Origin of the sequence: Demequina sp. TMPB413 (assembly GCF_020447105.2) — a bacterium.
Classification (GTDB): Bacteria; Actinomycetota; Actinomycetes; order Actinomycetales; family Demequinaceae; genus Demequina.
Window position 1 is genome coordinate 1,614,130 of sequence record NZ_CP096184.1, and the last position, 17,255, is coordinate 1,631,384.

The following is a 17,255-nucleotide window of genomic DNA, read 5'->3' on the forward strand; positions in this document are numbered from 1 at the left end:
TTCGGGGACACGCGACCTAGCCTGAAGGTGTTCCATGCGGATATGAGGATCGCAAAGAAGCAGGCCTCGGACCGCCTTCTGGTCACCACATCACAAGTGGGGTGTCCCAGGAGGTTCGGCCCCGCCCGTCGCTCTGAGCGGTCGGAACATGTTCGCTTCGCGCGCACAGGACCGAACAGGCGTCATCATGACTTCAGAATTGCCCAAGTACCCTGGCCTACCGGCCGTCATCAACGGAAACGGCGCCGTCGCGCACGTCATGAAGCACGTGTGTGGTGGCGTGATCGGCTACCCGATTACCCCGTCAACTGAGATCGCCGAGCTCTTCGAGCAGGCGCGCGCGGAGGGCCAACTCAACGTCTGGGGCAAGCATCCCTTCTTTGTGGAGACGGAAGGCGAGCACTCCGCTCAGTCAGGCGCACTTGGTGCGGCGCTGACGGGCGGCGAGTACATCTCGAACGCCTCGTCGAGCCAGGGCATCCTGTACGCGATGGAGTCGCACTATGTGACCGTCGGCAAGAAGATCGGCGGGTTCGTGCTCCAGGTGGCGGCCCGCGTGGTCTCCAAGCACTCCCTCAACGTGATGGCTGGGCACGACGACGTCTACGCGCTGCTCCCCTCCGGCTACACCATCCTGTTCGGTTCGAACCCTCAAGAGGCCGCCGACCTCGCCGCGATCTCGTACCGCGCGTCGGCCCTTTCCCTCATCCCCGTTGCCAACGCGATGGACGGATTCGCCACCAGCCACGTGATGAGCGAGGCCCTGCTGCCCGAGCCGGCACTGCTGAAGGACTACCTGGGCGATCCGTCCGGCCGCATCAAGGCGCCGACGGTGGCTCAAGAGATGCTGTTCGGCGCCAAGGGACGCGTGTTCCAGTTGGGTGAATACCTCAGCAGGCATGCCGATGCCTTCACCGAGCAGGCGCTCAAGGCCGTCAGGGACCACCTGGACGCCAGGGCCGACGCCGTCGAGGCAGACAACGCCGGCGCGCTCGTCGAAGAGACGCTGGCCTGGATTCCCAAGGAGCTCCAGGCTCAGTGGCGCCGTCAGTGGATCAACGCCGATGAGAAGGGCACCCGTCAACTGGTGCCGGCGCTCGTCGACCTTCACAACCCCGGCATCACGGGCACCGTGCAGAATCAGCCCGACTTCCAGGCCGGCGCTGTCGACCACCGCACGCACTTTGTGAGCGCCGTGCCTGGCCTCATTCGCCAGGCGATGGACGAGTACGCCGAGCTCACGGGCCGCGCCTACTCCCCCGTCATGGCGTACGACTGCGAAGACGCCGACTACGTCATGGTGGGCCTTGGTTCGATCACCGACGACGTTCGTGCGGTGCTCCCGTACTTGCGGGCGCAGGGCCTCAAGGTGGGCGTCGTGTCCATCAAGGCACTGCAGCCGTTCCCCGAGGCCGAACTGGTCGAGGCGCTGAAGTCGGCCAAGGTTGTCACCGTGCTGGAGCGCTCCGACGAGACCGCGCTGACGCGCGCCGTCACCCAGTCGCTGTTCAAGGCGCGCGCCAACGCGGACCGGCCGCAGCACGCAGGCATCCCTGCGCTGGCCACGACTCCATCGCTCACGACCGCGATCTTCGGCCTGGGCGGCCACGACGTACAGCCACGACACCTCATCGCCGCCTTCAAGCACATGGCAGACGGCAAGAACGCGCCGCTGATCTACCTTGGCTCCCAGTTCTTTGGCAAGGACTCCGTGCCGTCGCTCGCGAGCCTCGAAGACAAGCTCAGGGCCGCGTACCCCGAGACGGAGGCGATGGCCCTCGAGACCGCGCCAAACCCCGCGGGACTGCTGCCCGACACGGCGCTGCGCATCCGCTTCCACTCTGTGGGCGGCTACGGGACGGTCGCCACCGGCAAACTGCTGACGGACATCCTCGCCGGCGTGCTCGACATGCACTCCAAGTCGGCGCCCAAGTACGGCTCTGAGAAGTCTGGTGCGCCCACCAACTACTACATCACCCTCAGCCCCGAGCCCGTGCTGTTCACCAACGCCGAGCTCGAAGACGTTGAGGTCGTGATCTCCCCCGACCACCAGGCGTTCGTGCACACCAACCCCCTCAAGGGCCTGGTCGAGGGTGGCACCTTCATCCTCCAGTCGGACCTGGCACCGCAGGACGTGTGGCTCAGCATGCCGTCGTACGCCCGCCGCACCATCCGCGAGAAGAACATCAACTTCCTGGTGGTCGACGCCTTCACGGTGGCCAAGAAGCACGCCCCCACTCCTGAACTCGAGACCCGCATGATGGGTATTGCGTTCATCGGTGCCGTCGCCGGTCACGTCGACAGGGTGTCGTCAGGAGCATCGGAGCAGGTCATCCTCGAGAAGGTACGCGCCCAGATCGTCAAGAAGTTTGGCGGCAAGGGCGACGCGGTGATCGAGGGCAACATGTCGGTCATCGAGGACGGCATCGCCGCGACCACGCTGGTCGACTACAACGCGCCAGAGCTGCTGGAACGCGAGAAGAACCACGTGTCGCCACTCGTCCTGACGGGCGCGCTGTCGGCCTCGATGTGCCCCACCACCACGGAGGCCAGGCCAAGCAACCTGTTTGACCCCGCCTACTACGAGGACCTGATCGCTCGTCCGTTCCGCGAGGGCACCATCGGCGAGACGCCAGTGTTGCCAGGTACCGGCATGTTCATGCCTGTCGGCACCGGCGCCACCAAGGACAAGGGACTGTTCCGACGCGTCGCACCGATCTTCAACCCTTCGGCATGCACCGGCTGCCTCGACTGCGCGATGGTCTGCCCCGACGTGGCAATTCCCAACACGGTGCACGAGATCCACGACCTCTTGCTCTCAGGAATCGCCGCCATCGAGGCGACCGAACCGCAGCGCGAGGCGCTCCGCGCCCAGGTGTACCCGCTCGCCGAACGCGTCCGCGAGATGTACCGCCAAGACAAGACGGAATGCGCGTTTGCGGACATCGTGGCCGAGGCCGCTGCCGTTGTCGATCTACCCAAGACGGCTCGGCCGCACGTTGACGCACTCGTCGCACACCTCGCGACGTTCCCTGTCGCACGCACCCGCCCGTTCTTCGACTCGATGGAGAAGGAGGTTCCAGGGACAGGTGGCCTCTTCTCCGCGGTGGTCGACCCATGGAAGTGCACCGGTTGCCTCCAGTGCGTCGACGTGTGTGGTGCTGGCGCGCTGACGTCAGTTGACCAAGACGCCGACGTTCTGGCCACGCTCCAGGAGCGCTTCGAGGTCATGACGACGCTTCCGAACACGCCAAAGCGCTTCACGGCAGGCTCGACCTCGCCCGACGGCGACATCAAGCGGATGCTGCTCGACCGCAACAACTACTACGCCACCACCGGTGGCCACGGCGCATGCCGTGGTTGCGGCGAGGTCACCGCCATCCGGCTCGTGACGTCCATGAGCCGTGCGCTTGGTGACGAGCGCAGGGCTGCGTACGTCGAGGAGCTCGAAGGTCTCATCTCTCAGTTGCAGGCCAAGCGCGACGCCCTGCCTCAGGCCGACGAGGAGCGACGCAACCGCATCGGCCGCGTACTCGTCGATCTCGACAAGGCGCTGTACCTGTCGGAGGCAGGACCCACCGGCGGTGGCCCCGCCCCCACGGTGGTCGCGAACGCAACCGGCTGCAGCTCGGTCTATGCCTCGACGATGCCCTTCACCCCGTATCTCGACCCGTGGGTCAACAGCCTGTTCCAAGACGCCCAGCCCCTGGCTTCAGGCATCTACGAGGGCATCTCCGCTCAGCACGTGGCCGAGGTCAAGGCGGTGCGCCAAGCTCGGCTCGAGCTGGAGGATGCCTACGACCCAGAGGTGCATGGCAAGGAACTGAGGACGCTCTCGTGGCACGCGTTCACTGAGGATGAGCGCAAGCTCATGCCGAACGTGCTGACCATTGGCGGCGACGGCGCGAGCTACGACATCGGCTTTGGTGCCATGTCTCGCGTGCTCGCCAGCGGCACTCCCGTGAAGATGCTGGTGCTCAACACCGGTGCCTACTCGAACACAGGAGGCCAGGCGTCGACGGCCAGCTTCATCGGCCAGGACGCCGACCTCGCCCGCTTCGGCAAGGCGCACGTCGGCAAGGTCGAGGGTCGCAAGGATCTCGCGCTCCTCGCCTCATTCCACCCTGGCGTGTTCGCCAGTGCCACCTCCACTGCCATGCACAGCCACTTCCTGACCACCTCGATGCAGATGCTCGCGTACCAGTCAGGTGCGGCAGTGATGGACATCTACACCCCATGTGGCACCGAGAACGGCATCGCGGAGGACTTGTCCAACACGCGCTCGCAACTCGCCGTCGAGAGCAGAATGAGCCCGCTGTTTGTGCACGACCCTCGCAAGGGTTCGAGCCTTCGCGAGCGCTTCAGCCTCGACGGAAACCCCGACGTGACCAAGCCGTGGACAACGAGCACTCTCGAGTACATCGGCGAGGGCGGTCAGCTTGAGCTGATGACGACACCGCTGACGCCAGCAGAGTTCGCGCTGGGCGAGGTGCGCTTCAAGAAGCAGTTCCACAAGCTCCCTGCCGACGCCGACGCTGTTGCGGTGCCCATCGCGGAGTTCGTGGAGCTGAGTGCGGCCGAGCGCGACGGCAAGGTGCCGTTCGTGTTCGCGACCGATGCCGACAAGCGGCTCATCAAGGTGGCCTGCTCGCCGTCGATTGTGGCGCTGGTCGAGGAGCGTCAGCGCTTCTGGCAGACGCTGCAGTACCTCGCAGGGCAACACGAGGACCAGCTCACGGGCGATCACCGCAAGGAGGTCGACGCGCTCAAGGCTCAGTACGAGGAGCTCATCCAGCTACGCGAGAGCTCGCTGGACGAGATCGCCTCGGCCATGTCGGCCCTCGCGGCATCGAGCAAGGCGCCTGCGGGCGGCCGGGCAACGGTGTCGCTCCAGTCGGCCAGGCAAGGCGCCGTCGCCACGGCTCCTGCCCCCTCGTGTGCTGAAGTAGCACAACAGGGCACCGGCCCGATCTATCTCGACCTTGCCGACGAGCCAAAGTGCAACGACTGCGGGACCTGCTACCAGGAACTCCCCCAGTTCTTCGAGAAGAAGACGGCCATCATCGACGGCGAATCGCGCATCATCGCCACGATGGTTGAAGGCGCCCTCGACTCGGTCCAACTGACTCCAGAGCTGCAGAAGCGGATCGACAGGGTCAAGGCCTCGTGTGACGCGGAGATCATCAAATGAGCATCATCGACGACACGGTAGAGAGCACGGGCTCTCCGCACGACGACGTGCGCCGCTACCTGGGCGCCAAGGAGGCCCTCGAGGCAACGGCTGACGAAGTGGAGGGCCTCGAAGGCTCCGCTGGCGTGGCGAGCTTCAAGCAACAGCTTGACTTGCTCAAGCGCCGACTGGTCGAGGACCCTGCCTCTTTTAGGGACATGTTCATCGAGGATGGCATCGCGGCGGCAGCGTGGGAGTTCCAGCAACCGGAGCTCGGCGACCAGTTCATGGAGACCTTGTGGAGCCTGCTGAAGAGCGAAGGCGATGCGAGCACCGTGCTCATGCGGTTCATTTGGAATCTCCCAGTGGGCAAGAAGAGGTCGTTCATCAGGGCCGTCGACCGCGTCCTGTCCGACCGCTACCCCATGCTCAAGGGGTTCTCGGCCGAGTGGCCAGCGCACGTGGCGATCCCTCCCTACATCAGGGAGCCCGAGGTGCGCGCGGAAGACTTCGAGCTGGTCAACAAGGGTTACCTCGGCTACATGGACACGGGCCTGACCGCCCGCGAGGTCGACCTGTTGGTGTGGCTCGAGGTGCTGCGTGACAAGCAGTGTGAGGAACGGCCCTGCGAGTTGGGTGCCCTCAAGAAGAACAGCACCGATGCGCGCATCGGTGGTTGCCCCGTGCGGATTCACATCCCCGAGATGATCAACCTGATCGGCAACGGTGACTTCCGCGGCGCGCTTGAGCTCATTCAGTCGGCCAACCCGCTGCCGGACGTCACGGGTCGTGTATGCCCGCAAGAACTGCAGTGCCAGGGAGCCTGCCTGCTCAAGGTGCCGATGTCGATCGGTCAGATCGAGTTCTTCTTGCCGCAGCGGGAGAAGCTGCTCTACCCCGACGCTAACCAGGAGCGTTTCGCTGGTGTCGCTGATCCGTGGAAGCAAAGCACCAAGCCTCCCGTTGCCATCGTCGGCTCCGGTCCGTCCGGACTCATCAACGCATACCTGCTCGCCGTCGAGGGCTACCCCGTGACGGTCTTCGAGGCCTTCCATGAACTGGGCGGCGTGCTCCGCTACGGCATCCCTGAGTTCCGCCTTCCCAACAACCTCATCGACGACGTCGTGGAAAAGATCCGCCTGCTCGGCGGCAAGTTTGTCCTGAACTTCGTGGTGGGCAAGACGGCCACGTTGCAGGACCTGCGCGACGCTGGCTTCTGGAAGATCTTCGTCGGCACGGGCGCGGGCCTTCCCCGCTTCATGAACGTGCCTGGCGAGCACCTGCTCAACGTCATGTCCGCCAATGAGTTCCTCACCCGCGTGAACCTCATGCAGGGACTCAAGGAGGAGTTCGAGACCCCGCTTCCCGACGTCAAGGGCAAGGAGATCCTCATCATCGGCGGTGGCAACACTGCCATGGACGCGGCGCGCACCTCACGCCGCCTTGGCGGCAACGTCACGATCGTCTACCGGCGCGGCCGCTCGGAGATGCCAGCAAGGGTCGAGGAACTGCACCACGCTCTCGAGGAGGGAATCGCCCTCAAGCCGCTCGCCGCCCCCACCGAGTTCGTCGGCGACGACACGGGTTTTGTGAAGGCGGCCATCGTCGATCAGATGGAGTTGGGCGAGCCAGACGCCTCAGGAAGGCGAGCACCCGTCAGCACCGGGCAGTCGGAGACCATCAAGGCCGACCTCGTCATCATGGCGCTCGGCAATGCCTCCAACCCCATCATCAAGGACTCCGAGCCTCGGCTTGAGACCTCGAAGTGGGGAACGATCGTGCTCAAGACGGACGGCTCTCAAGAGACGACGCTCGAAGGCATCTACACGGGTGGCGACGCCGCGCGTGGCGGTTCCACGGCAGTCAACGCCGCCGGTGACGGCCAGAGCGCCGCGAGGGAGATCCTCGGAGGGCTCGACGTGCCGCTCGAGCAGGTCGGCGACATGGTGGTGAAGGCCGGCGCGTACACCGAAAGAAGTCTGACGGCTTCGACCATCATCGGCAAGCGGGTGCTGAGCGACGGCATCGTGGAGTTCACCGTGCGCGCGCCAGTCATCGCCGATTCCGCGAAGGCTGGCCAGTTTGTGCGGGTACTCCCCTGGGAGGGTGGAGAGCTCATTCCGCTGACGCTCGCCGACTGGGACGCGAAGGCTGGCACCATCTGCCTCGTGGTCCAGGCCATGGGAACCTCGTCCATCCTGATGAACAAGATGGAGGTGGGCGAAGCCCTCGCGGGAATCGCTGGCCCGCTCGGCCTTCCGAGCCACGTAGAGAAGCACGCCGACAACTCGACGGTGGTCTTCACGGCTGGTGGGCTTGGACTGCCTCCGGTGTACCCCATCGCGCGGGCGCACCTCGAACTGGGCAACCATGTCACGCTCATTGCGGGCTTCCGCAGCGAGAACCTGATGTTCTGGACGGGCGAAGGCGAGCGCGTGAGCGAGCTCAAGGCCACGTACGGCGACCTCCTCGACGTCATCTACGCCACGAACGACGGCTCGATCGGCTACAAGGGCTTCGTGACCGGCCCACTCGAGGAGATGCTCAAGGACAACACCTCCAGCAACGGGCGGGACTTGGCAGAGATCGTCACCATCGGACCACCGTTCATGATGCGTGCGGTCAGCGATCTCAGCAAGCCATTCGGTGTGAAGTGCGTGGCCAGCCTCAACTCGATCATGGTCGACGCGACTGGCATGTGCGGCGCGTGCATGGTGCCGGTGGAACTCGATGGCAAGCCCGTGCGCAAGCACGCCTGCATTGACGGTCCAGAGATCGACTCGCACATCATCGACTGGGACAAGTTCCTGCCCCGGTTCAACCTGTTCAAGTCACAAGAGAAGGACAGCCTCGTGAGGCACGGACTGGTCAAGTAGCAGCCCGTCGCGCACGTCGCGGCTCACGCCGAAGGCCGTCTCCGCCCCGCCGGGGGGAGGCGGCCTTCGGCGTTCCCGCTTGTCATCGTCGTTCTGCGGCCCAGCGTCGGCCTCCGCGCGCCGGGCGTCGGCCTGCACCCGCGCCCTAGTGGGCTCTCACGCGCCCTGGAGGGACATGAGGGCAAGAAGATCGTCGAAACTGACGCTCATGTCCCACTGGGAGACGCACCGGTGGCGGGGAACAGCGCGTCGATCGCCGCGATGTCCTCCGCAGTGGGCGACCACGCAGAGGCGGCCGCTGCATTTGCCACAACCTGCTCTGGCCGGGTCGCCCCTGCAATGACGGAGCCCACCGCTGGCTTGGCCAAGAACCAGCCGACGGTCGCCTCGAGCATCGTGATCCCCCACCCTTCGCACAGCGCCTGGTAGGCCTCCATCGCGTCCCAATCGGCGTCGTCGGCGATGTGCGGTCGAATGCGCGTAATGCGTGCATCCTCCGGCCGCTCCGTGCGCGTGAACTTGCCGGTGAAGAGGCCGTTGGCGAGCGGGAAGAACGGCAAGAACGCCATTCCTGCCTCGGCGGCCGCATCGAGCCTGCCGTCCGTCTCAACGGCGCGGGCAATCAGGCTGAGCTCGTCCTGACTAGTGGCGAACGGTGCGACGCCTAGCTCGGCGGCCACCGCATCGGCCCGGCGCAGTTGCTCCGCGGTGAACTGCGAGTGACCGTAGGCGAGGATCTTCCCTTCGACCACGAGTTCGGCCAGCGCGGCCAGCGTCTCCTCGATAGGCACGGATGGATCTGGCATGTGCTGCTGGAAGAGGTCGATGTGGTCGACGCCCAAGCGCGTCAGAGAGGCGTCGACAGCGGCGCGCACGTAAGCGCGCGAGCCTTTGGCACCCGCCTCATCAAGCGGCGTCTCCACCTCCACGTGGCCGAACTTGGTGGCGATGACGGCCTCCTCACGGCGGGTCCTCAGCACCTCGGCCATGAGTGACTCGCTCGTGCCCCAACCGCCGTAAATGTCTGCGGTGTCGAAAAAGGTGATGCCCGCATCGAGCGCCGCGTGAAGCACGGCAGAGGTGCCCTCCTGGGTCACCGACGCGGTGCCTGCACGCCCGAAGTTGTTGCAGCCAAGTCCAACGGCCGATGCCTGGAGGCCGCTGTGGCCAAGAGTGCGAAGTTCCATGCCACGTACGCTAACGGGTCCTCACGGCGCGCGGGCACCGCGCCAGTCGCGGCCGTAACGTCACCCGGACCCGAGGATCACCAGCGAAACCTCATGCGCCAAGCCCCGCGCCGTGTCGCCTACTCACGAAGTCCATGAGGTCCTCCTCCGTGAGTGGGCGGCTATGCAGGAATCCCTGCACCTGGTGGATTCCGCTGCGACGCACCGCATCGTCTTCAACGTCCGTCTCAATCCCTTCGGCAACCACGTCGAGCCGGAAGCGATCTGCAAGACGGGCCACGAGTGCGAGCATCTCGACGTCAAAAGGCGCGTCGCGACCGCAGCCCTCGATGACAGACCTGTCCACCTTGATGCACTCGATCGGCAAGGACGTCCCGATCATCCTCAATGCCCCAAGAGTCGCGCCGATGTCGTCCAACGCGAGCCGAATCCCTGCCACCGCGAGCGTGGCCAGTTGAGGCGTCGCACGCACCAAGTCGGCCACGCCGACGTACTCCGACAATTCGAGGCACACCCGGTCCCGCTCCACACCGGACTCGTCGACCGTCTCCAACACGACGTCGGCGAGTGACGGCGCGCTGACCGATTCGGGCGCGAGGTTGACATGGATGCGAGGCGGCTCCTGAATGTCCGCGCTCGCCGTCCACCTCACCATCGCCGCGCACGCCTGAGAGAGCACCCACCGATCGAGTTCCAGCGCGGCACCTGCACGCGCGACTTGTTGCATCCGTTCGGCAGGGAACTCGAGGCAGCCGTCCGGCTGGCGGGCACGTAGCAGCGCCTCCACGGCCGTGACGCGGCCCGTCTCCAGATCGAGAAATGGCTGATAGACCAGCACGAGGTCTTCGGTGGGCAAGGAGTGACGGACGCCGCCAAAGGCCCCGCCCAGCCGCACCCTGTCGCCGCCAGCCACTTTTGCGGTGTACATCGCCTCGTCGGCCGCCTTGAGCAGTTGGTCCCCTCTCACGCCCGCACCAGAGGCCACCGTCACGCCGATGCTTGCACGGGACTCAGCCGGTGTCGGAAGCACAGGATCGGGTTGCGCGAGGGCCGCTCGCAGGCGCTCTCCAAGTGCCAGCGCCTCTTCTTCCAGGCGCCGCTGCGGGGCGGGCTCCAGGGACATCACCACCGCGAACTCGTCGCCTCCGAGCCTGCCAAGCAGGTGGTGTGGACCGATCGCGCCGGCCAGCCTGCGCGCTACGGACTTCAGGAGGGCATCGCCCATGGTGTGGCCGTAGAGATCGTTCACCGGTTTGAGTCTGTCCAGGTCAAGGAACGCCACTGCCACCGCACCGTCACCAGCCGCCACTCGCGCGAGGCGCTCGTCGAGACCTTCGATGAGGCGTGCCCTCGAGGCCGCTCCCGTCAGTTCGTCGGTCGCCGCCCTCTGTGCGGTTTGCTCGGCAAGGGCGCGCATGACGCGTATTGGTCGCACGATGCCGATCGGCTCGCCGTCGTCATCAACCACGGGAAGGTCGCGGTAGCCCTGAGCGCTGTCGACGATCAGCGACGCAGCGTGAACGGTGGTCGTGCTACTCCTCACCACGGGAACGCCCCACGTTGCCACGGCCGCGACGGGCCGCCTTCCCCACAGCGACCGTCCGTAGCCGTAGCGACCAGCCATCCGCGACAGGAAGGCCGCACGCCCGAGCAGCCCGATGCTGCCATCGGCGGCTCGCACGAGCAGCGAGGAACCCTGCCACTGGCCTGCGAACTCCTCGTCGACTTGGGCGCATGTGGTGGTCGCGTCGACCACCCGGCACGGCTCGATCATCTTGTCGAGTGTGGTCTCTTCGGCCATCGTGTCAGCCACCTCCACTGCGCTCTTCGGCATCATGGCGTGACGCGTAAGGGTTGCCTGCCTCTGTTCACCGAAGGTTCACAGAAGCGATGCGATATCAGGCACAATGCCCGAGTTGTACCTCATCGCGAGTAGGTGCCCAGAGCCGACAAACGCAAAAGACCGCCCACCCGAACCGGGTGCGGCGGCCTTTCACGTCAACATTCAGGGATGAGTGGAGATGGCGGGAATCGAACCCGCGTCCGCATGTTCAAAAGCAGGGCTTCTCCGGGCGCAGCCTGAGAGCTATTTCTCGGCCCCTCACCCGCATCAGGCGAGCAAGTGAGATGGGCCCAGTCACAGTGCAAGTCCCGGTTGCCGCTGTGACGCCAGCAACCAGCAAGTTCTCTAGATGACGCCAGGAACTAGGTCGAGAACAAACCTAGGCTGACGGACTTCATAGCGCTCGCTTAAGCAGCGAGGGCGAAGTCGGTGCGCTTAGAATCGGCACCTATAGTTTGCTGGGGGCGTTCACAAGATAACCCAGCGTCCTTGGCCCGCTTCCCCTGCGATACAAACACACGTCGAAACCGATCATCCCCTGTGGAGTTGTGCCTCTAGTCTACGCGGAAGCGCCGACGCTGGACAGCCCCTTCGCTATGAGGAGAACTCCAGCAGGCCTGCGCGCAGCTCGGGGCCGATGCGCGTCGGCAGGCCCGTCGCCCCGTCCACCAGGGCCATGGTCGTACTGGCCGTCACACACTCGAGCCCATCGACAAGCAGTCGGTAGGCGATGACGAAGCTCGCGCCGGCGCACTTGATGATCGAGACCTCCGCCTCAATCGGCTCGGTTCGGTGATCGATCACGCGGCGATACTTCACGTGGACCTCAGCGACGAGCACCCAGGCATCCGAAGTGGACGTCAACGGCGGCAGGATCGGGTCGTCGTCACGCCAGAATGCTTGAACCCTGGCTTCCTCGAGCAGGCCGACGATCGCCGCGTTGTTGACGTGTCCGTAAGCATCGACATCTGACCAGCGCAAGTGCAGGGGAACTCGGATAGCAGGCACGATTCGAGACTACGCCACCGCCGCTCCGTCTCCGCATGCATCACCCCGCGGCTGGTCAGCGGCGCATGCCGTTCTCAGGAGGCTCCACCACGATCGCCCAGATCCACGCCGCGGCCTCCCTAGGCCCTGGCCTGTCCTCAATCTCGAGCCAGGCGCCGATCACTCCCACGATCGATCCGGCCACCCCGGCAGCGACGACGTCGGCAGGCGCGACCATCGGCGCGACGCGTTGCGCAGCGAGCAAGGCAACGTCGAGGGCGTCGCGCACCCGTGCCCGCAACCGTGCCAGCACCACGCCGGAGCCGGTGCCGGAGAACACCGAGCGGTAGACGTCGGCATACTCGTCGATGTGGGCGAGGAAGGCCACAAGCGGCTCCGGTGGGCCGCTGGCCTGGAGCAAGGGGATCTCGAGCCTCGCACCGGCCTCCCCCGCAATGCGATCGAGCGCGTCGGCGAGCACCGTGTCCTTATCTGCATAGTGCTGATAGAACGTGCTGCGGTTGACGCCCGCGCGCTCCGTGATGTCGCTGATCGCGACGTGTTCGAGCCCCCTCTCGCGTGCGAGGGAGAGCAACGCCTCCTGCAAGCGGCGCCTCGTCCTCACTATTCGCGCGTCCACCCGTCGATTGTGTCAATGATCGCGCGAGAAAGAAAGACAACACTTGTTGGATATTTGCCGCGAGGTGTGCTTACACTGATCCGAGGCAACGGCGCCTGACCCCCATTTCCCCTTCCAGAAAGGCCGCTCGTGGCCCACCTCCTGTACCGACTCGGACGCAACTCTGCACGTCGCCCCCTCGCCGTCATCGGCGCCTGGTTCGCCACGCTTGTGATCGCGGGACTGGCGTTCCTCGGGTTTGGCGGCACTCTCGCCGACAGTTTCTCGATCCCTGGACTTGAGACGGAGCGCGTGACAGAGGAACTGGCCGCTGAGTTGCCCGAACTGACAGGCGGCACGGCCAGGGTTGTCTTCCAGACCACCGACGGCTCGGCTTTCTCGGCTGAGCAGCAGCAGTCAGTCGGCGATGTCTTGACCACCGTGGCAGAGCTTGATCACGTGAAGGGCACCATGAACCCCTTCGCCACTCAGGCGCAGCGGGAACAGCAGGCCCAGCAGTTGACGGAAGGCGCCGACGCTCTGGACGCGGCGGTCCAGGAACTTGACGCCACGGAGCAGCAACTCGCCGCGGCACAGACGCAACTGGACGCCGCGATCGAGCAGGCCAAGAACGCCGGCGTCTACGAGGCCAATCAGGGCCAGTTTGAGGCCCAGCAGGCACAGATCGACGACGGACTGGCCCAGGTGAGCGACGCCCGCGAACAGGTGGCCCAGCAGCGCGAGCAGCTCGAACTCGGGCGCCAGTTAGCCGGCTACGCCGCGGATCTGCGCATGGTCTCGCAAGACGGCTCTGTCGCACTCGTGACGGTGAGCTTCGCCGAGCAGACCTATGCCCTCACTCCAGAGGACAAGCAGGCCGTCATTGAAGCGATCAGAGCGGCACCCATCGAGGGCGTGAGCGCGGACTTCTCCGCCGACCTCACCACCGACGTTTCCGGTGTGCTTGGCCCCGGCGAGGTTGGCGGCGTGATCGTTGCGCTCCTGGTGCTGAGCATCATGATGCGAGCCTTCTGGCCGTCCGTCCAGCCGCTCATGACCTCGGTCGTCGGCGTCGGCGTCGGCGTGCTCACCGCGCTCGCCTTCTCAGGCGTCCAGGACATGCAATCGATCACCCCCGTCCTCGGCGTCATGCTCGGCCTCGCGGTGGGGATCGACTACTCGCTGTTCATTCTCAACCGCCACCGCAAGCAGTTCCGCGACGGGATGGACCTGTACGAGTCGATCGGCTTGGCCAACGGCACCTCCGGCAACGCCGTCGTCTTCGCAGGTGCCACCGTGATGGTGGCCTTGCTCGCCCTCAACATCACGGGCATCCCCTTCCTCGGGGTGATGGGCACCGTCGCGGCCTTCTGCGTCGCCGTCGCGGTGTTGTCGGCCATCTCCTTGACGCCAGCCGTGCTCGGGCTCATCGGGCCGCGAGTGCTCGGCAGGGCCGCCAGGAATAGGATCGGCTCTCACGCTCCAGAGAAGCCCATCAAGCCCCTCCGCAACGTGGTCGCCGTCGGCGCCGTCGTGGCCTCCGTCGGCGCGCTCCTGGTGGTGGCAGCACCCTCGCTGTCGATGCGACTGGGCCTGCCGGACGGCACTCAAGAGCCCCAAGAGTCAACGCAATACCAGGCCTACTTTGCCGTGGCCGACAACTTTGGCGACGGCGTCAATGGCACGATGCTCGTGACGGCGCGCCTGGCCGAGCCAGTGGCGGAAGACGACGTTCTGGCCACCCAGGTGGATATCGAGTCGGTCATCGCTGCCAACGACGATGTCGCGGCAGTCGCGCCTGTCGGGGTGTCGGCCGATCGCGACTACATGGCCTTCCAAGTCATCCCCGCTGAGGGCCCCTCGAGCGAGTCGACGGAGCAGCTGGTCCATGACCTGCGGGCCCTGTCGCCTCTTGAAGACGGCACCGAGATTGGCGTGGCTGGCGAGGCTTCCGGGTCCATCGACGTGATCGAGAAGCTCAACGCGGCGCTGCCGCTGTACCTGACGGTGGTCGTGGCGCTCTCGCTGGTGATCCTCGTGGTGGTCTTCCGTTCCATCCTGGTGCCAGTGCTGGCGACGGCTGGCTTCGTGTTGTCGCTCTTCGCGGCCTTCGGCGCCGTCACCGCCGTGTACCAGTGGGGCTGGATGTCAGAGCTCTTCGGCGTGCACGATCCGGCTCCGCTGCTTGCCTTCCTTCCGATCCTGTTGACAGGGATCCTGTTCGGACTCGCGATGGACTACCAACTGTTCATCACCACCGGCATGCGCGAGGCGTACGTCCACGGCATGTCAGCACGCCATTCCGTGGTCGCTGGAGTGCGTCACGGCAGGGCTGTGGTCACGGCCGCTGCCATCATCATGGCGTCGGTGTTCGGAGGCTTCGTGTTCTCTGAACTTGGCATGGTGCGGCCTATCGGCTTTGGCCTCGCCGTCGGCGTGCTGTTTGACGCCTTCGTGGTGAGGATGGTGCTGGTGCCGTCGCTCATGCACCTGGCGGGAGAGGGCGCGTGGTGGCTGCCGCGTTGGCTCGACAGGATCCTGCCTGACGTGGACGTCGAGGGCGCGCAGCTCGAGCGGGAGCACCCCCTGCCCGCAGAGCACTCCGCGTAGCGGACGGCGTCGCGGCGGGCGGCTACCAGCCCCCGCCGCCGCCTCCGCCGCCTCCACCGCCTGAGAATCCCCCGCCGCCGCTGAAGCCAGAGCCGCCGGACGAGCCCGGCGTCGGCGCAGACATGGCGGTGTCGGCGAACGAGGCGAAGCCTCCCATGCGCTCGCCAAGGCCTGCCGAGTGCATCCAGAAGGTGCCGTACGCCACGCCCCCGTACCATGCAGGCTCCGCGAGCGCGCGGCCCTGGCTTGCGAGCTCTTCGAACTTCTTGGCCCACTTGTCGGCCACGCCAAAGGCGATCGCGTACGGCAGGTACTTCGAGAACAGATCCTCGCCCTCTTCGAAACGCAACTGATTGGCCTCGGCCTTGGAGATGTACAACTCGAAGCCGCGCGCCTGCTGCAAAGCGGCGGTGCCCTTCGCCGTGCGTGCTGGCGCGTTCATCGTGGTGACCAGCATGACTACGCCCAGCAGGATGAGCGGCAGCGGCACGATGGCTAGCCGCGTTGCCTGAGCGAGAATGATGGTTCCCAGGATTCCTGCGATCACGAGGACGACGCCCCACGACGCCCACGCGGCCCGCGCCTGCTGAGGGTTGCTGCGAAACCACCCCAGGTTGGTGGCGTTCTTGTAGAGCTGCTTTTGCACCGACGCCATGGACGACGCGAACGTGGTGTGGAGGTCCGACATCGCGACCTCCGTGCGGTCCTTGAACAACGCATCGAGCAACATCGCTTCGTACGGGAACAGCGCGGCATCACTTTCGCGCAGTTGGACAAGAAGGTAGTCGCGCTCCGTGGAGAAGATCCCTGATTTCTTCTCGCCGAGATCATCGATGCGCAAGTAACCGCGCACGGCGAGATCAACGAGCGTCGCCGTCACGTCCCTTGAGTCGGCCTTTTCGTCCAGCAGCGTGCCGATCTGGCCTGGCCGCATGCCAGGCGGCGGTGCAAACTGAACCGCCACGGGCGCCTTGTAGTCGCGCCGTGTTGTGCCTTCGTCGGAAGCGCCCATTCCGAGCGGCGTCAGTCCGGGGATCTCGTCGACGAATTGCTCGTCAATGGCGGTGGAGCGCAGTCTTCTCACGATGAGGAAGAGCCCGATCCCCAATATCACGAGGGCCGCGCCGATGGTCCCCACGTTGAGCGTGAACGCCTCCTTTACGTCGTCGACAGCATCGGCGGCCGGTTCGGTGAGCCTCGGCTCGGTGACAAACGAGCCCGCCGGATACAACACGTCGACGGTGAAGAACTGACCGGGTTCCAGGTAGTCCTGCCGAAACACGACCGAGCTGCCTTCTACCGACGCCCCTGCGCACGCGTCGGCGCCCTTCGCCGGACCGGCAAAGCACTGGGCATCCGTCGCCGTAACGGGCGACTCCACGGTGACGGTCGCGTGCGAGATCGGAATCTCCCACTGATCGCCCACGGCGTTCCAGTAGAACTCGTCCCCCGCCTTGCCTTCGCCTTCGGAAGCCGTGGTGTCGTTCATGACTCGATCCACCGTGTAGGTGATGACATACGTCTGGACACCGGACACGTCGCCGATGTTCGGATCACCCACCTTGATCTCGGTCGAGTTCGTGCCTCGCGTCACGTGCACCTCGGAGGGCGCTCCCGTGGGACTCGAGGCGTCGATGTTCGACAACTCGTACAGCCTGTCGTGCTCGTCGTCGTAGCCTTGGCGCGTTGGCAGGACCAGGTAGGGCCCGTGGCCAGGGTCGTTGCCGAAGTCGAAGTCGATCTCCAAGCGCACGTCGGCTGAACCGTCGGCATTCAACGCAAAGGTCTCGTCCCACCGGGTGATCTCCCTCCCTGGAGCGTCGGGAAGGGCAGCGGCCGACGCCGACGTTGCGGGGACGAGGACCATCAAGGCGGCGAGTACCAGGGCACGCAGTGTTCGCATGTCAACCATCATGCCGTGTTCTGCACCAACCCCAGCGGGTCGCCTGGCCTAGGAGGGGGA

The 17,255-nt window shown here is 65.5% G+C and carries 8 protein-coding genes and 1 other RNA gene; 3 read left to right on the top strand and 6 right to left on the bottom strand.

The genetic code is table 11. The features are described 5' to 3' along the window. The first annotated feature begins 187 nt into the window (after positions 1-187). A complete protein-coding gene (locus tag LGT36_RS07875) occupies positions 188-5,191 on the top strand; it encodes a 2-oxoacid:acceptor oxidoreductase family protein (protein WP_248642038.1) in 5,004 nt (1,667 codons plus the stop codon). Further along, entirely contained in the window at positions 5,188-8,046 is a 2,859-nt protein-coding gene (locus tag LGT36_RS07880; protein ID WP_226094791.1) for a sulfide/dihydroorotate dehydrogenase-like FAD/NAD-binding protein, read from the top strand. The genes LGT36_RS07875 and LGT36_RS07880 overlap by 4 nt, the downstream gene beginning before the upstream one ends. A gap of 206 nt (positions 8,047-8,252) precedes the next feature. On the opposite strand, the gene LGT36_RS07885 is transcribed toward LGT36_RS07880, so the two are convergent. The 5 genes from LGT36_RS07885 to LGT36_RS07905 all read right to left on the bottom strand — a co-directional run bounded on the left by LGT36_RS07885 (position 8,253) and on the right by LGT36_RS07905 (position 12,703). Continuing rightward, positions 8,253-9,233, bottom strand: coding sequence for an aldo/keto reductase (locus tag LGT36_RS07885; protein ID WP_226264428.1), 981 nt, complete (start codon positions 9,231-9,233; stop codon positions 8,253-8,255). 91 nt (positions 9,234-9,324) lie between these two features. Continuing rightward, the gene (locus LGT36_RS07890; protein WP_226264429.1) at positions 9,325-11,070 is read right to left on the bottom strand and encodes a bifunctional diguanylate cyclase/phosphodiesterase; all 1,746 of its coding nucleotides are present in this window, start codon (positions 11,068-11,070) and stop codon (positions 9,325-9,327) included. A gap of 176 nt (positions 11,071-11,246) precedes the next feature. After that, positions 11,247-11,615: a transfer-messenger RNA gene (gene ssrA, locus LGT36_RS07895) on the bottom strand. A gap of 55 nt (positions 11,616-11,670) precedes the next feature. Beyond that, complete coding sequence (locus LGT36_RS07900; RefSeq protein ID WP_226094683.1) at positions 11,671-12,084, bottom strand: thioesterase family protein; 414 nt, start codon at positions 12,082-12,084, stop codon at positions 11,671-11,673. A gap of 55 nt (positions 12,085-12,139) precedes the next feature. Next, complete coding sequence (locus tag LGT36_RS07905) at positions 12,140-12,703, bottom strand: TetR/AcrR family transcriptional regulator (protein ID WP_248642040.1); 564 nt, start codon at positions 12,701-12,703, stop codon at positions 12,140-12,142. Between the two features lie 129 nt (positions 12,704-12,832). On the opposite strand from LGT36_RS07905, the gene LGT36_RS07910 reads away from it, so the two are divergent. After that, positions 12,833-15,292: an MMPL family transporter gene (locus LGT36_RS07910; protein WP_226094789.1), complete on the top strand. Its 2,460-nt coding sequence runs from the start codon at positions 12,833-12,835 to the stop codon at positions 15,290-15,292. Positions 15,293-15,314: 22 nt separating this feature from the next. Here the strand turns inward: LGT36_RS07910 and LGT36_RS07915 are convergent, their stop codons facing one another. Continuing rightward, positions 15,315-17,195 carry a DUF2207 domain-containing protein gene (locus LGT36_RS07915; RefSeq protein WP_226264431.1) on the bottom strand — a complete coding sequence of 627 codons (1,881 nt, stop codon included), beginning with the start codon at positions 17,193-17,195 and terminating at the stop codon, positions 15,315-15,317. Positions 17,196-17,255 lie beyond the last annotated feature (60 nt).

Excerpts from the sequence above, each read along its gene's own strand:
- LGT36_RS07875 (WP_248642038.1), top strand. The coding sequence starts at position 188 with ATGACTTCAGAATTGCCCAAGTACCCTGGCCTACCGGCCGTCATCAAC.
- LGT36_RS07880 (WP_226094791.1), top strand. The coding sequence starts at position 5,188 with ATGAGCATCATCGACGACACGGTAGAGAGCACGGGCTCTCCGCACGAC.
- LGT36_RS07885 (WP_226264428.1), bottom strand. The coding sequence starts at position 9,233 with ATGGAACTTCGCACTCTTGGCCACAGCGGCCTCCAGGCATCGGCCGTT.
- LGT36_RS07890 (WP_226264429.1), bottom strand. The coding sequence starts at position 11,070 with ATGATGCCGAAGAGCGCAGTGGAGGTGGCTGACACGATGGCCGAAGAG.
- LGT36_RS07915 (WP_226264431.1), bottom strand. The coding sequence starts at position 17,195 with ATGCGAACACTGCGTGCCCTGGTACTCGCCGCCTTGATGGTCCTCGTC.